Here is a 15,291-nt window from a genome sequence, read left to right as displayed (position 1 = left end):
TTATTTTTCTGCATCTTAATTTTTAACAATAATATTTCAATTGTCTATAAAATTTCATGTTAGAAATTTCATAGACAATTGAAAGTTCTTATTAAAGAAGAAACCTTAAATAAATTTCTTCTTTAATAAGTAATCATATTTATTAAACTTCTTTATGTTCAGCTATAAAATTTTCTAATGCAGTAATTTGCATTTTTACTGATTCTGTAGAAGGACCTCCGATAACTTTACGTTCTTCTACACAAGTTAGTAAATCTATAGCATGATAGATATCTTCTTCAAAGATAGGAGAGAAGTTTTTAAATTCTTCCATAGTTAGTTCTTCAATCATCTTATTATCTTTTATGCATTGTAGAACTATTTCCCCAACGATTTCATGAGCGTTTCTAAATGCCATACCTTTTTTTACTAGGTAGTCAGCTACGTCAGTAGCATTAGTAAATCCAAGACCAGCACCTTTTCTCATATTTTCTTTCTTAACTTTCATTGTTTTAATCATTCCGCAGAAAGTTTTAAGTGAAAGAACAACTGTATCTAATCCATCAAATAGAGCTTCTTTATCTTCTTGCATATCTTTATTATAAGCAAGAGGAATTCCTTTCATAACAGTAAGTAAAGTCATAAGATCTCCGTAAACTCTACCAGTCTTACCTCTAACTAATTCTGCAACATCAGGATTCTTCTTTTGAGGCATAATGCTACTTCCAGTACTATAACCATCATCAAGTTCGATAAAGCTAAACTCATTAGTACACCAAAGAATTATTTCCTCTGAAAATCTTGATAAATGCATCATTATCATTGAAAGACATGAAAGTGTTTCAATAGCGTAATCTCTATCAGATACAGAATCTAAACTGTTTAGTGTAACTTTTGAAAAACCAAGATCACGAGCAACAGCTTCTCTATCAATAGGGTATGTAGATGTTGCTAGTGCGCCAGATCCAAGCGGCATCTCATCAACACGTTTATAGCAATCAGAAAGCCTTCCTAGATCTCTTTTAAACATTTCAGCATAAGCTAAAAGATGATGAGCAAATGTAATTGGCTGAGCCTTTTGCATATGAGTATATCCAGGCATTATTGTACCTATGTTTTCCGTAGCTTTTTCCAAAAGAACTTCTTCCAAAGCTATGATATCTTGGTTTAATGACTTTATAGCTTTCTTTAAATATAATCTTAAATCTAAAGTTACTTGGTCGTTTCTACTTCTGCCAGTATGAAGCATTTTTCCATATTCACCAATGTAATATGTTAAAGTACCTTCAACAAAGCTATGGATATCTTCCGAAGTTTCATCAATTTCTATAACTCCATTATCCATTCTTTTTAATATTTCTAGAAGACCAGAAGTAATCCTATCACTAGCTTCTTTAGAAATTATATTTTGATTCCCAAGCATCGAAGCATGAGCAAGACTTCCTTCAATATCTTCTTTATACATTCTGCTATCAACATTTATAGAAGAATTAAAATCATTAACTAATTTGTCAGTGCCTTTTTTGAATCGTCCGCCCCAAAGCTTCATTACATTTCCTCTTTCTTAATTTTTTCTTGCATTTTAGCTCTTACAACTGTTGGAAGACCATATAGATTTATGAATCCAGCAGAATCCTTTTGATCGTATACTCCATCTTCTCCAAAAGTTGCATATTCTTCACTATATAATGAATAAGGTGAAGTCATTCCGGCATTGACAATATTTCCTTTATATAATTTTAATTTAATTTCTCCTGTAACTGTTTCTTGAGTTTTATTAATGAATTCAGTTAATGCTTCTCTAAGAGGAGTAAACCATTGACCGTTATACACTAAATCAGCAAATTTCAGAGCTATTTGCTCTTTATAATGAGCAGTTTCTCTATCTAGGCAAAGTTCTTCTAAGTCTTTGTGAGCTTTGTAAAGAATAGTTCCACCTGGAGTTTCATAAACACCTCTTGATTTCATACCAACAAGTCTGTTTTCTACCATGTCAGTAATACCAATAGCATTTTCTCCACCAATTTTGTTTAATTCATCTAGTAATTCAACACTGTTCATTTTTTTACCATTTAAGCTAACTGCAATTCCTTTTTCAAAAGACAATGTAATATAAGTTGCTTCGTTTGGAGCAGCTTCTAATGACTTACAAAGTTCTAAAATCTTTTCATATTGTGGTTCATTTTCAGGAAACTCTAAATCTAAACCTTCATGGCTTAAATGCCAGATGTTTTTATCTTTACTATAGTTTGTTTCACGATTTATTTTTAATGGAACATTTTTAGCTTCTGCATATTCAATTTCATCTTCTCTTGATTTAATGTCCCAAATTCTCCATGGAGCTATTATTGGCATTTCTGGAGCAAATGCTTTAACTGCCATTTCAAATCTTACTTGGTCATTTCCTTTACCTGTGCATCCGTGGCAAATTGCATCTGCTCCTTCTGCTTTAGCAATTTCAACTAACCTTTTTCCTATTATTGGTCTAGCGAATGAAGTTCCAAGAAGGTATTTTCCTTCATATATAGCACCAGCTTGAATTGTAGGGAAGATATAATCATCAACAAATTCTTGAGTTAAATCTTCTATATATAATTTTGATGCCCCTGTTTTTATTGCTTTTTCTTCTAATCCGTCCAATTCATCCTTTTGACCTACATTACCGCATACTGCTATAACTTCGCATCCGTAATTTTCTTTAAGCCATGGAATAATAATAGATGTATCTAAGCCTCCTGAATAAGCTAAAACTACTTTGTTATACTTTGTCATTTTAAAAGCCCTCCTCAATATAATAGAAAATATCAGGCATATAAGATAAAATAACAGTCCCCCAAATATACAAACATGCTGGGCTGTTATTTTTGGAATACACCTGGATAAATTAATATAATTTTCTAATCTCATTTGATGTTTATAATTATACAGTTTTATGAAAAAATAATCAAGTGAAAAAAGAAAAAATATTCATAAAAACATTAAAAATATACATAATAAAATAAATACAATGCATAATGAATAAAAAATATGCATAAAATTTTAATTTTTATGCATGAAATTAAATCGTGCATAAGGATATGCAGAAACTGCATATTTATATAGGAATATATTCTTTAAATTAATTTCGGATAAAATTATAAAAACACCAATTTAAAGTATATTCTCGAAGTTTGGCATTTGCAGCTTCTTTATATGCTCGATACTGTGTTTTACTAAATGTAAAGATGTATGCGCATCTGTTGCATTTTCATGAACTAGGTATGTACATAATCTTACAGATTCATCTAATAAATTATCAAACTCTTGATGACTAAGATAAATAGAAGTTATATTATTATTTTCTTCAATAAAGTTTAATAATTCAAGAGATTGAGAATAAGCTTCTTCCATTTTATCACTGGTGATTTTAGATTCTATATCTTCAGCTTGTGAGCTGATATTATCACATAATTTGAGAATTGAATTATTTAAAAAATAAACACAGGTAATTGTTAAGATAAATATAAGGATTGATAATATTGCATTTCTCATTTTTTAGCCTCCTTCTCATATTCATCAAAAAGTTGGTATTTAAAATTGCCTTCAGTATCATATGAAGCAATAAGTACATGTTTTATTGAAGAAATATTATATTTTTTTAATAAAACATTTATCCATTTTTCATCTTTATTCATAGAAATAATAGAGTTTTTATGTATTTTACCATCAGAAATTAATATTCTAGGTAATTTAACTTCAGAATTTTTAGAGTTATTTCCAGAAGTTGAGTTGGATTTTTTAGAAGAATTATAATCCATGGGAAGTATCGATATTTGTCCATCGTTTTCTAGTATTGCGTATTGAATTTCATCAAGATTAAAATAATTTAAAAGGCGTAATTCTTCTAATAATTCATCTATGTTTAATTGCTGCTTCTTAAGGGTTTGATAATTGATTTTCCCTTTGTTTATTAAGATGCATGGCTCACCATCAACAAGTTTTCTTGTACTTTGAAATTTCAATCCCAGCTGAGTCAGAATTGTTTTTAAAAACAATAAAGTTATGATAGGGATAATTCCTAGTAATAATGGCAATCTCGTATCTTGCATAGGCAAGGATGCTAAATCTGAAATCATAATTGTTATTACGAACTCATATGGTTGAAGTTCGCCTATCTGTCGTTTACCCATTAATCGCATCGTTACTACAACTAGCAAGTATAAAATCGCAGTTCTAATTGATACCACAAACATTAAAAAATCACCTCGAAAATAATATCTGCAAAAAATAAATTAATATACACACCTTAGAAAAGAGCAGCTATGCTGCAATTCGGATCATTTCGCCTTAGAAAAAGCAGCTATGCTGCAATCAGGATCATCTCACCTATAAAAAGAGCAGCTATGTTGCAATTAGGATCATTCTACCTATGAGAAAAGCAGCCATGCTGCAATCAGGATTATTTCACCTATAAAAAAGCAGCTATATTACATACAAGAATATTTCTTGGTAAGTTTTGAATTGCTAGTCTCTTACATAGACCTAATAAAAAAGTTTATCCTTTTTATTAAAAATGTATATAATATATTTGAAACCATTAATTTGGTGCTGAAAACTTAAAAAAATTAAGAATTTAAAATTAATAATTGAGAGTAACATATATTTTAGTGAAGAAAATTAAATTAATTAGGTACTCATAAAATTAATTTGTTGAAAGGAAAGGTTTGGATAATATGATTGATAAAGGGATTGAACTAAAAGATTTGAATATTAAAGCCAAAAAAGGATTAACATTTTATGAGTTAATTATTGATAGCTATAAAGGTATAGCCAAAGACGTAGCTATATGTAAGCTAAACGGGAAATATCATGAATTAACTGAAGTGATAGAAGATGATGGAGATGTAGAGCTAATAGGATTTGAAACTGAACTAGGAATGAAAATTTATACTAGGACACTACAATTTATTTTTATAAAAGTAGCCTTAGATTTATTCCCGGGATCAAAAATAACTATTGACCATGCTATAAGTGATGCTGTTTATGGAGAAGTCCATAAAGAGAAGATGTTAAGTAAAGGTGATATAGACAAAATAAAAGTAAAAATGCAGGAAATAATAAATAAGGATATTCCAATAAAAAGCTTTAGGACTTCTAAGGAAGAAGCGATAAATATTTTTACAGGATATAAAATGGAGGATAAAGTTAAACTTTTAAAATATCATGACATACAATATGTTCATCTTTATGAACTGGAGGGAAGGTATGACTATTTTTATGGTCCTATGGGCTATTCTACAGGAATAATAAATATTTTTGATGTATTTAAATACGAATCAGGCTTCATTCTGCAAATACCAGAAAGAAAAAATTTAAGTGAACTTGCTGAGTTTAGAGAAGAGAAAAGCCTAACGAAGATTTTCATAGAAACACAAAGATGGTTAAATATATTAGGAATAGAAGATGTCGGAACTTTAAATGAAAAAGTCAAAAATAATGAATTAAGAGATATAATAATGATTTCAGAAGGGCTACATGAAAAGAAGATTGCCAATATTGCTGATGAAATATTAAATCGAAAAGATGTAAAAATTATATTTATTGCCGGACCATCCTCTTCGGGGAAAACTACTTTTGCAAATAGATTGAGCATACAGCTCAAGGTAAATGGCCTAATACCTATACCATTATCTTTGGATAATTACTTTGTTAACCGAGTGGATACTCCTAAGGATGAAAATGGTGAATATGATTACGAATCAATTGATGCTTTAGATTTAGAACTACTAAATAAGAACCTAGAAGGATTAATGAGAGGGGAAGATGTAGATCTTCCTATTTATAATTTTAAAACTGGAGAAAAGGAATGGAAAGACTATAAAGTTAAAGTTCCTAAAAATGGTGTATTAATTCTTGAAGGAATTCATGGATTAAATCCAGCATTAATTTCAAACAATTTAAATAGTAAGGTTTTTAAAATATATATATCTGCACTAACTCAATTAAATATAGATAACCATAATAGAATTTCAACGACAGATGTAAGAAAGGTTAGGAGAATCGTTAGGGATTCCTTATCAAGGGGATATAAAGCAGAAGATACATTAAAGATGTGGAAATCTATAAAAAGAGGCGAAAAAAATAATATATTTGTTTATCAAGAGGAAGCCGATGTTGCCTTTAATTCTACGTTAGTTTATGAACTTGGGGTGTTGAAGCCTTATGCATTAGAAGAATTAAATAAAATAGGTGAAGAAAGTTCTGTATATTCAGAGGCAATAAGATTGAAGTCTTTCCTAAGTTTCTTTAAAGAAATTAATGTTGATGAGGTGCCAAAGAATTCTCTTTTAAGAGAATTTATAGGTGGATCAGTTTTCTACGAGTATTAAAGGTATTGTGTATTAGCAAAATATAAAAATACTTGCAGTAAACTTAAATTAAGACTATATTCATGCAAGTATTTTTATTTTTCTTCGATTATCAATATCCTTGATGGATGATATTTACAATATTGAATATAATTGATATGCTTGAAATACAAGAAACATCTGAAATCACAAAAGGTATCTGTGAAACTCTTAAAGTAATCGCAATACATAGAAATAGAATACATATATGTATTCTATTTCTGTTGTTCATTGCTTCACTTTAAGTGCTTCACAATACCTTTAATTTGTGATTTAATAAATGTAAAATCACCCAAACTAAAGATAGAATATACCTAGAAAAGAAAAGGGAGTAGTAAGTTAATGAAAAACGTAGGAGTTTTTGATATATTAGGGCCAATAATGATAGGACCATCAAGTTCACATACAGCAGGAGCTGCAAGACTTGGGAAAATAGCTAGGAGTATTGCTGGTGGAGACATAGCAGAGGTAACGTTTTTATTACATGGTTCTTTTGCCAAGACATATAAAGGGCATGGAACAGATAGGGCATTAGTTGCAGGTATTCTAGGAATGGAACCAAGTGATGAAAAGCTTAGATATTCAATTGATATAGCAAAAGAAAAGAACATTAATTTCTTATTTAAAGAAATGGATTTAGGGGATGTACACCCTAATACAGTGAAATTTATTATGCGTACTACAAATGATAAATATTGTGAGGTTATGGGATCATCTATAGGTGGAGGGAATATTAAAATTACTAGAGTGAATGATAATGAAGTAGATTTTACTGGAATGTATGAGACTTTGATTATAGCCCATAAAGATGCACCAGGAGCAATTAATAAAGTGACAAGTATACTTTATTGTGAAAACATAAATGTAGCTTTTATGAGAGTCTTTAGACACCAAAGAGGTGAAGAGGCTATAATGATTTTTGAGATGGATAACAAAGTAAGTGATAACGTAATAAAACAAATTGAAAATATTGAGTTAGTACATAAGGTGATTTCAATAAGCCCGGCAAAGGAAGTGGAGTAATAATGATCGCAAAAACAGGAGAAGAATTATTAGAGATATGTAATAAATATAATATTTCATTAGGTGAATATGCATTGAGATTTGAGATAGAGGAAAAAGGATTAACAAGAGAAGAAGTAGTTGAGAAAATGAGAAAAAACTTAAAAGTTATGATTTCAGCAGCTAATGAAGGTATGGAGAAAGAAGTTTATTCAGTAAGCGGACTTATTGGTGGAGACGCTTTTAAAATACATAACTACATTAAAAAAGGTGGCGCTCTAACTGGAGATGTAACTAATATGGCCATGGCTATGGCGCTCTCATCCTCAGAAGTTAATGCGTCAATGGGAAAAATTGTTGCATGTCCAACAGCAGGGTCCTGCGGGATATTGCCCGCAGTGATTTTAAGTGCGGGCAATAAGCTTGGTTTAGATGAAGATGGGCTTATAAATGGTTTATTTGCAGCTACATCAGTTGGAATGATAATAGCATTAAACGCAACATTAGCAGGTGCAGAAGGTGGATGCCAAGCAGAATGTGGATCAGCATCTGCCATGGGAGCAGCCGCTGTAGTAGAAATGATGGGTGGAACTCCGGAAATGAGTTTAAACGCAGCCGCTATAGTAATAAAGAATGTTCTAGGCCTTGTCTGTGATCCAGTAGCAGGACTTGTTGAAATTCCTTGTGCTAAGAGAAATGCCCAAGGAGCTATAACAGCATTATGCATGGCGGATATGGTGATGGCAGGAGTAGCATCCAAAATACCATTTGATGATACAGTGAGCGCAATGTATAAAGTTGGAAAGAGCTTGCCAGAATCTCTTAGAGAAACGGCTTTAGGTGGAATAGCTATAACTAAAGAAGGCCTAAAATTGAAAGAGCAAGTTTTTGGAAAAGAAAAATAATACATAGACTAAAGGTATTGTGAAGCACTTAAAGTGAAGCAATGAACAAACGAAATAGAATACATATATGTTCCGCAGGACTGTGAAAAATTTCACTGTGAATATCTAAATGGAAAGTTGCACCACATCTGCGTGTTCCTGTGACAAGCACAGGACAAGCAAAAGTGGAACAACTTCCCATTAAGATATTCTAGCAGCTTATTTTTCAATGCCTGACTCCACATATATGTATTCTATTTCTTTGTTTTGCTACCACTTTTATTATTTCACATATACATACTAAAGAATATATGAGTATTGTATTATAAATATATAGACTGTATGAAAAGACTTGAATATTCATTAAAGGTACTGTAATCAGAAAAATGTAAAAATACTTGTATAAATATATCGCTATTTAAGCTTACTATTAAACAAAGAAAGTGGATATATGTTTTTACGCAGTGTTCATCAGAAGATTTTACTGGCTATGATTCTTAGAATATAAGTTGTTCCAAATGTGCTTGTTCAAGGCGTAGTCCTTGAAGCAAGCACTTTGGGCACAACTTATATTCTTAGAATCATCCAGCAAAATCTTCAAGGAACCGGAGTAAACACATATATCCACTTTCGGTTGTTCAGCAGTAAACTTAAATTAATCTCTTACTGCAAGTATTTTTATATTTCGGTGCTACACAATACCTTTAAGATGTGTATTATAGCGATTGGGATTCTATATTTCCTTATATAGATTTACTTCTCCGCTACCTACACGAAATTTAGCTAATAAAGGAACTATTCTTTTAAAATGTTCACTACTATTATGTAACTCGATTGCTTTCTGATCTTGCCATTCTTCTATGAAGGTAAATACGGATTCATCATTTATATCTTGAAATAGGCTATAAGAGATACAGCCAGATTCTTGTCTACTTTTATCAATTAAATCTTTCGCTAATTGAAGGTAGTTGTCTTTTTCTTCAGTTTTAATAACACTCTTTGCTACTATTTTTATCATAGTAATTTCCCCATTTCTATTTTTTTATATAGTTTAGTATATCATTTGATAACAATTTGTGTAACTAATATATGGAATAATGACCATAGATTAATTAGCATTATATTAAGTCATAAAGTAACTAATTATTGTTTAGGTATCTTAATTTGTATATAATTAACTATAAAATTGCCGATTTTATTCAGTATATAAGCCATAATATTTTTAGAAGAGGAGTTAATATGAATTTGATGGGAAGAGAGCAAATTACTATTCTTGTAGTAGACGATGAAAAAAGTATAATTGATTTTATACAAATGGGATTAGAATCAGAGGGATACATAGTGTACACAGCCTTAAATGGAAATGATGCAATTGAACTAGCTAATAAAGTAAATCCTAATATCGTTATATTAGATGTCATGTTACCAGGAATGGATGGATATGAAGTATGTTCTATTATAAAAAGGTCTACAAAAGCATCGATCATTATGCTTACAGCTTTAGATGAAGTAGATGATAAGGTAAAAGGATTAGATATTGGGGCTGATGATTATATGGCAAAGCCTTTTAGCTTTAAGGAACTTCTAGCACGTATTAATGCAAGAATAAGGAATAGTTTTCCTGAGTTAAATAGTATTACAAGTGTTGGGAATTTTACTATAGATGATAAGGCTCATGAAATGACTTATTGCGGAAGAATCTTAGAACTACCCCCAACACAATATAATTTATTGAAGTTTTTGATTATGAATAATGGAATGGCTTTAAGTAAATCATTAATACTTGAAAAGGTATGGGGATATGACTTTAATGGAGAAGAGAACATTGTTGAAGTATATATTAGATACTTAAGAGATAAGATAGATGATAAGGAGCATAATATTATAAGGACGGTGCGTGGCGTAGGGTATAAAATGGTGGCACAATGAAGAAAGTAAGAAATAAACTGAAAATAAAAAGTTTGAAATGGCAATTGCTATTTCGTTTCCTCATTATATTATTAATTTTATTAAGTGTAATGGGGATTTTCCAGTATATAAGCATGAGAGAATACTTATATGGGAGTAAACTTCAACTTTTACAGCAAAAATTTCATGAATTAGATTTAAAGAATTTATCAGAGGAAGATATAGAAGATATAGTTGAAGATAATCCAGAAGAAGTTTTAAAGAGGTTAGAAGATAAACACATGAGCATAGCGCTAATAAATAAGAGTGGAGAACCATTTTTGAAAATTAGAAACACAGATATTATCCATTCTTCAATTTCTGAAGATGATGATGATGGCGATGATGATAGCAAAGACGATGATTATAAAGATTTACTTGACAAGAAAATAGTAGAAATACCAGTACCAGTACTTTCTCCAAAAGATTATATTAGTATTTCTAACGAAAGTGGAAATTTAGAACATACATACAGAGTTGTAAAAGATCCTAATAATAAGTTGCAATTAGTTGCATTTAGGAAGGTTGGGGATTTGAATTCATCTTCAGGACTAATACAATTGAGTACACCAATAGAGGATATTACAAGTATTTTAGACAGACAGGAGTATGTACACATTAGTCTTTCCATCATGATTCTTATAATGGGAACAATACTTGGAATTACTATTTTTAATCGAACATTGAAGCCGTTATATAAGATAACTGAGACTGTGGAAGGAATAAGTGTAACTGATCTACATACAAGACTTGCTGAAGAAAATGGTCAACTAGAAATTGATAGATTATCAAAATCTTTTAATATTATGCTGGAAAGAATAGAGATATCATTTGAAAAAGAACAGTTTATAAAGGAAAAAATGAGACGTTTTGTATCTGATGCATCACATGAATTACGTACGCCACTAACCTCAATTCATGGCTTTGTTGAAGTATTGTTAAGAGGAGCAGCAAAAAATCAGGAAAAACTAGATTTAGCTCTAAACAGTATATTGATGGAAAGCGAAAGGCTTGCAAAATTGGTAAATGATCTTTTGGTGTTAACAAAGTTAGATCAACAGCCAGTTGTTGAAATAAACAAGGAAAATTTAAATGATATTATAAATGAAATAATCCCTCAACTCCAGATACTTTCTAAAGATCGAACTTTAAACTTAAAATTGAAGGACGATATATATGTATATATAAATAAAAATCAAATTAAACAGGTCATATTCAACATAACCCAAAATGCTGTGATTCATACTGATAAAGAAAAAGGTGTTATAACAATTTCTACAGATATTGAAAATTACAAAAATAAAACCTTCGCAGTTTTAAAGATATCCGATAATGGGACTGGTATACCTAAAGAGCATTTAGATAAAATATATGATAGATTTTTCAGAAGTGATTCTCACAGATCTAGGGAACAAGGAGGATATGGGTTAGGGCTTTCTATAGTAAAATCAATAATTGATAGCAATCGTGGGGAAATCAGCGTAGAAAGCGAGCTTGGAGTTGGGACAACATTTTCAATATATTTAAGATTACAAAATAAGGCAGATATATTTAATATTTTTTGATTGTGTCTAAAATTTAGAAAGGATGTTACAAAATAAGTTTATTATATTATTTTGCAACATCTTTTTTAGTATATTTAGTTATTCTATTGATTAAAATATCAACGCATCTCTAGATTAAGACGTTGTCAAGGAAAATCTGGGTCTGGAATTTTATATAATTCTCAGCAAATTCTAAGCTTGCACTAAGGATACATTAAGACTCTTTTGTTATAATTTCAACAATGAGGAGATTCATATATAGTTTAGGTAGGTGAGTATTATAAGTATAGTAAGTATTTTCATAGTGATGATTGGAATAATAATAGCTATTTTATTTTTTGTATTTGTGACGGGTAAATATGAAAAACATGAAGTAGCTAATAGTAGTTATGCTCTTGGAACTTTGATTAATTTAAGAGCAAGTGGAAATAAAGCTCAAATGGCAATAGATAAAGCGACAGAAAGGCTAAACGAAATTGATGATAGAATGTCAGCTTTTAAAGAAAGTAGTGACATATCAAAAGTAAATTTGAGTGCAGGAACTATGGCAGAGAAAGTAAATAGTGATACTTATTTTGTAGTTAAAAAGGCTATAGAGTACAGTGAAATTTTAGAAGGTACTTTTGATCCAACAATAAGACCATTAGTAACGTTATGGAGCATAGGTACAAAAGAAGAAAAAATTCCGGAAAAGTCGCAAATAGAGAAGACGTTAAAACTTGTAAACTATAATGATGTTATTTTTGATGAAGAAAATAATTCAATAATGCTAAAAAATAATAATCAGGCTTTAGATGTTGGGGGAATAGCAAAAGGATTTGCAGCTGATGAAGTAAGAGATATTTTTTACCAGCATAATATTAAAAGTGCATTAATTGATTTAGGTGGAAACATTTTTGCTCTCGGAAGTAAGGAGGATGGTTCAGATTGGAAGGTTGGAATTCAAAGCCCATTTAAATCTAGGGGAGAATATGTGGGAATATTAAGTGTAAAGAATAAATCAATAGTTACCTCAGGTAATTATGAAAGATATTTTATGAAAGATAGAAAGAGATTTCATCATATAATTGATCCTAAAACAGGATATCCATCTGAAAGCAAAATCATAAGTGCAACTATTATATCTGATAATTCAATTGACGGAGATGGCTTATCAACTGGTGTTTATATAATTGGCATTGATAAAGCTATGAAGATTATAGAGACTATAGAGGGGATTGACGCTATATTTATTACAGAAGATAAGAAAGTATATAAAACATCAGGCATTGATGAAAGTATTTTTACATTAACAGATAGCGAATTTTTTGAAGAACTATAGCATAAGAGAAGGAGTAATAAGTATGGCTAAGAAAATAAAGAAATCCCAGGTTTTAAGATATTGTGTTCAATTAATATTATTTTTATTATTACCAGGTTTATATGCAATGACTTTTAGTGAATTAAGAACAGTATATGAAATGATTATTAAAGGGAACTTTAATTTCCTTCAAGCATTACCAAGCTTAGTAGAATTTGTGGCAGTAATGTTTTTAACCATAATAGCAGGAAGATGGTTTTGTGGCTGGATGTGTGCTTTTGGGGCTTATAATGATTTAATATACTTTATATCAAAAAAGATATTTAAAGGTAAATTTAAAGTAAATGAAAAAGTTGATTCTATACTTAAATATGTAAAATATGTGGTATTAATATTCATAATAATTATTTCATGGACAATAGGAAGTAATATTTTAGAAAGCACAAGTCCTTGGGATGTATTTGGACAAATAACTAATATATCAACTGTTCTTTCTAATTTGCTTATTGGACTTGTATTATTAGTTTTAATTACTATAGGAGCATTTTTTATTGAAAGATTTTTCTGCAGATATTTATGTCCTTTAGGTGCTGTATTTTCAATAATTTCTAAGGTTGGAATAACAAAAATTAATAAGCCAAAAGCTGATTGTGGTAAATGTAGAGCGTGTACAATGAATTGTTCAATGGGATTACAACTTTATAAGGTTGATAAAGTTAAAGGTGGAGATTGCATAAACTGCCTAAAGTGTACAGAGGTTTGCCCTAGAAATAATGCTAATGCGAATATACTAGGACAAGATCTGAATGCTGCATTAACTGGTTCTGTGGCAATGGCTGCAATGTTAGGTGTTTATGGATTTACAAACTTCGGAGTTGACGCTTTAACTAAGGCAGGGATAATTTCTAGTGATAGTGCAGTTTCTAGTAGTGAATATTCAAGTAATCCAACTTTAGCTAATGATTCACAAAAGTATAAAGATGGGATATATACTGGAAGTGGTCAAGGGTTTAATGGAGGAACAACTAAAGTTTCCATCACAATAGCTGATGGAAAAATATCGAAGATCGATATTTTATCAAATGGGGATGATCATCAATATTTTGAGAGAGCATCAGGAATAATAACAAAAGAAATACTATCAAAGCAATCAACAGATGTTGATGTAGTATCAGGAGCGACTTATAGTTCTAAAGGAATCCTAAGTGCAGTTAAGGACGCGTTAGGAAAAGCATCTGGTACTGATTCAGACAGTGATGCTTCAAACAATAGTAATGAAACTAAAGATCAAGCAGCAGCTTCAGTTCCAGCTCCAGAAGCAAGCTCGAAAGATAAAATCTTAGATACAGGAGATAGTGTTAAGGTAACCGCTTCGAAATTTAAAGATGGAACATATATAGGAACTGGAACAGGATTTGAAGGTGCAACAACTAAAATATCCGTTACTATAGCTAATGGAAAAATGAATAGTATTAAAACTTCATCTTATGGGGACACTCCAGAGTTTTATCAAAAGGCTTCAGGTGTTCTAATAAATAAAATGCTTTCAAGTCAATCAACAGTTGTAAATACAGTTTCGGGGGCCACTTTTAGTTCAAGGGGAATTATAGATGCAGTTAAAAATGCATTGAATCAAGCAGGTGTTCCTGATTCAGGCAGCAATGCTAGTAGTGCTGTTTCTAGCGATAATACGTCTAAGGGCGGACCACCAACACCACCAGTGGCAAACTCAAAAAGTACTCCACCGCCAGTTTCAGAGCAAACACGTGCAACACCACCGCCAGTGGTAAATCAAAAGGGTACATCTTCTAACTCAACAGCAAGCCAAGGAGTCACAGGTTCAAGTGGAAGTACTAGTGGAGGAACAACTAGTAAGGGGAAATATAAAGATGGAACTTATGCAGGTAGTGGATCAGGCTTTGGAGGAACAACTAAAATTTCTGTTGCTATAACTAACGGAAAGATAGTAAGTATAAGTACTATATCAAATGAAGATACTTCAAGATATTATAATAGAGCTATAGGAACAATAACAAACAGTGTGATTTCAAAGCAGTCAGCTTCTGTAGACACCGTGTCTGGCGCAACATATAGCAGTAACGGTATAATTGAGGCAATAAGAAATGCTTTAAGTCAAGCAAAATAATAAAAAGAGATAGTACAGTTTGAACTAAACCTCGTTAAGTAGATATATAAATTACTTAACAAGGATAAATTCAACATGTACTATCTTTTTCGTTGGCTTTTAT

Annotated in this window: 12 protein-coding genes; 7 read left to right on the top strand and 5 right to left on the bottom strand. The window is 30.8% G+C overall.

The features are described 5' to 3' along the window. Positions 1–142: 142 nt before the first annotated feature. From argH to CLCHR_RS08955, 4 genes are all read right to left on the bottom strand, one after another. Entirely contained in the window at positions 143–1,528 is a 1,386-nt protein-coding gene (gene argH / locus CLCHR_RS08970; RefSeq protein ID WP_079439368.1) for an argininosuccinate lyase, read from the bottom strand. Then, a complete protein-coding gene (locus CLCHR_RS08965; RefSeq protein WP_079439367.1) occupies positions 1,528–2,751 on the bottom strand; it encodes an argininosuccinate synthase in 1,224 nt (407 codons plus the stop codon). The genes argH and CLCHR_RS08965 overlap by 1 nt, the downstream gene beginning before the upstream one ends. A gap of 378 nt (positions 2,752–3,129) precedes the next feature. Next, positions 3,130–3,510 (bottom strand): DUF4363 family protein, encoded by a 381-nt coding sequence (locus CLCHR_RS08960; protein ID WP_079439366.1) that lies wholly within the window; start codon positions 3,508–3,510, stop codon positions 3,130–3,132. Beyond that, positions 3,507–4,211 (bottom strand): DUF421 domain-containing protein, encoded by a 705-nt coding sequence (locus CLCHR_RS08955; protein ID WP_079439365.1) that lies wholly within the window; start codon positions 4,209–4,211, stop codon positions 3,507–3,509. Before CLCHR_RS08955 ends, CLCHR_RS08960 begins: the two co-directional genes overlap by 4 nt. A 480-nt stretch (positions 4,212–4,691) precedes the next feature. On the opposite strand from CLCHR_RS08955, the gene CLCHR_RS08950 reads away from it, so the two are divergent. The 3 genes from CLCHR_RS08950 to sdaAA all read left to right on the top strand — a co-directional run bounded on the left by CLCHR_RS08950 (position 4,692) and on the right by sdaAA (position 8,272). After that, on the top strand, positions 4,692–6,347 hold the full coding sequence (locus CLCHR_RS08950) for a nucleoside kinase (protein ID WP_079439364.1): 1,656 nt from the start codon (positions 4,692–4,694) through the stop codon (positions 6,345–6,347). A 360-nt stretch (positions 6,348–6,707) separates the two neighbouring features. Further along, positions 6,708–7,388 (top strand): L-serine ammonia-lyase, iron-sulfur-dependent subunit beta, encoded by a 681-nt coding sequence (gene sdaAB / locus CLCHR_RS08945; protein ID WP_079439363.1) that lies wholly within the window; start codon positions 6,708–6,710, stop codon positions 7,386–7,388. A gap of 2 nt (positions 7,389–7,390) precedes the next feature. Next, on the top strand, positions 7,391–8,272 hold the full coding sequence (sdaAA, locus tag CLCHR_RS08940) for an L-serine ammonia-lyase, iron-sulfur-dependent, subunit alpha (protein ID WP_079439362.1): 882 nt from the start codon (positions 7,391–7,393) through the stop codon (positions 8,270–8,272). A 712-nt stretch (positions 8,273–8,984) separates the two neighbouring features. On the opposite strand, the gene CLCHR_RS08935 is transcribed toward sdaAA, so the two are convergent. Further along, positions 8,985–9,269, bottom strand: coding sequence for a putative quinol monooxygenase (locus CLCHR_RS08935; RefSeq protein WP_079439361.1), 285 nt, complete (start codon positions 9,267–9,269; stop codon positions 8,985–8,987). Positions 9,270–9,490: 221 nt separating this feature from the next. On the opposite strand from CLCHR_RS08935, the gene CLCHR_RS08930 reads away from it, so the two are divergent. From CLCHR_RS08930 to CLCHR_RS08915, 4 genes are all read left to right on the top strand, one after another. Then, the gene (locus tag CLCHR_RS08930; RefSeq protein ID WP_079439360.1) at positions 9,491–10,180 is read left to right on the top strand and encodes a response regulator transcription factor; all 690 of its coding nucleotides are present in this window, start codon (positions 9,491–9,493) and stop codon (positions 10,178–10,180) included. Further along, complete coding sequence (locus tag CLCHR_RS08925) at positions 10,177–11,763, top strand: sensor histidine kinase (protein WP_079439359.1); 1,587 nt, start codon at positions 10,177–10,179, stop codon at positions 11,761–11,763. The genes CLCHR_RS08930 and CLCHR_RS08925 overlap by 4 nt, the downstream gene beginning before the upstream one ends. A 250-nt stretch (positions 11,764–12,013) precedes the next feature. Continuing rightward, the gene (locus CLCHR_RS08920; RefSeq protein ID WP_079439358.1) at positions 12,014–13,063 is read left to right on the top strand and encodes an FAD:protein FMN transferase; all 1,050 of its coding nucleotides are present in this window, start codon (positions 12,014–12,016) and stop codon (positions 13,061–13,063) included. 22 nt (positions 13,064–13,085) lie between these two features. Further along, on the top strand, positions 13,086–15,188 hold the full coding sequence (locus CLCHR_RS08915; protein ID WP_079439357.1) for an FMN-binding protein: 2,103 nt from the start codon (positions 13,086–13,088) through the stop codon (positions 15,186–15,188). Positions 15,189–15,291 lie beyond the last annotated feature (103 nt).

The sequence above is a fragment of the Clostridium chromiireducens genome (assembly GCF_002029255.1).
Classification (GTDB): Bacteria; Bacillota; Clostridia; order Clostridiales; family Clostridiaceae; genus Clostridium; species Clostridium chromiireducens.
This window is presented reverse-complemented; position numbering and strand designations above follow the sequence as displayed.

Excerpts from the sequence above, each read along its gene's own strand:
- CLCHR_RS08935 (WP_079439361.1), bottom strand. The coding sequence starts at position 9,269 with ATGATAAAAATAGTAGCAAAGAGTGTTATTAAAACTGAAGAAAAAGAC.
- CLCHR_RS08950 (WP_079439364.1), top strand. The coding sequence starts at position 4,692 with ATGATTGATAAAGGGATTGAACTAAAAGATTTGAATATTAAAGCCAAA.
- CLCHR_RS08965 (WP_079439367.1), bottom strand. The coding sequence starts at position 2,751 with ATGACAAAGTATAACAAAGTAGTTTTAGCTTATTCAGGAGGCTTAGAT.
- sdaAA (WP_079439362.1), top strand. The coding sequence starts at position 7,391 with ATGATCGCAAAAACAGGAGAAGAATTATTAGAGATATGTAATAAATAT.
- CLCHR_RS08915 (WP_079439357.1), top strand. The coding sequence starts at position 13,086 with ATGGCTAAGAAAATAAAGAAATCCCAGGTTTTAAGATATTGTGTTCAA.
- sdaAB (WP_079439363.1), top strand. The coding sequence starts at position 6,708 with ATGAAAAACGTAGGAGTTTTTGATATATTAGGGCCAATAATGATAGGA.
- CLCHR_RS08955 (WP_079439365.1), bottom strand. The coding sequence starts at position 4,211 with ATGTTTGTGGTATCAATTAGAACTGCGATTTTATACTTGCTAGTTGTA.
- CLCHR_RS08960 (WP_079439366.1), bottom strand. The coding sequence starts at position 3,510 with ATGAGAAATGCAATATTATCAATCCTTATATTTATCTTAACAATTACC.
- CLCHR_RS08930 (WP_079439360.1), top strand. The coding sequence starts at position 9,491 with ATGAATTTGATGGGAAGAGAGCAAATTACTATTCTTGTAGTAGACGAT.
- argH (WP_079439368.1), bottom strand. The coding sequence starts at position 1,528 with ATGAAGCTTTGGGGCGGACGATTCAAAAAAGGCACTGACAAATTAGTT.
- CLCHR_RS08925 (WP_079439359.1), top strand. The coding sequence starts at position 10,177 with ATGAAGAAAGTAAGAAATAAACTGAAAATAAAAAGTTTGAAATGGCAA.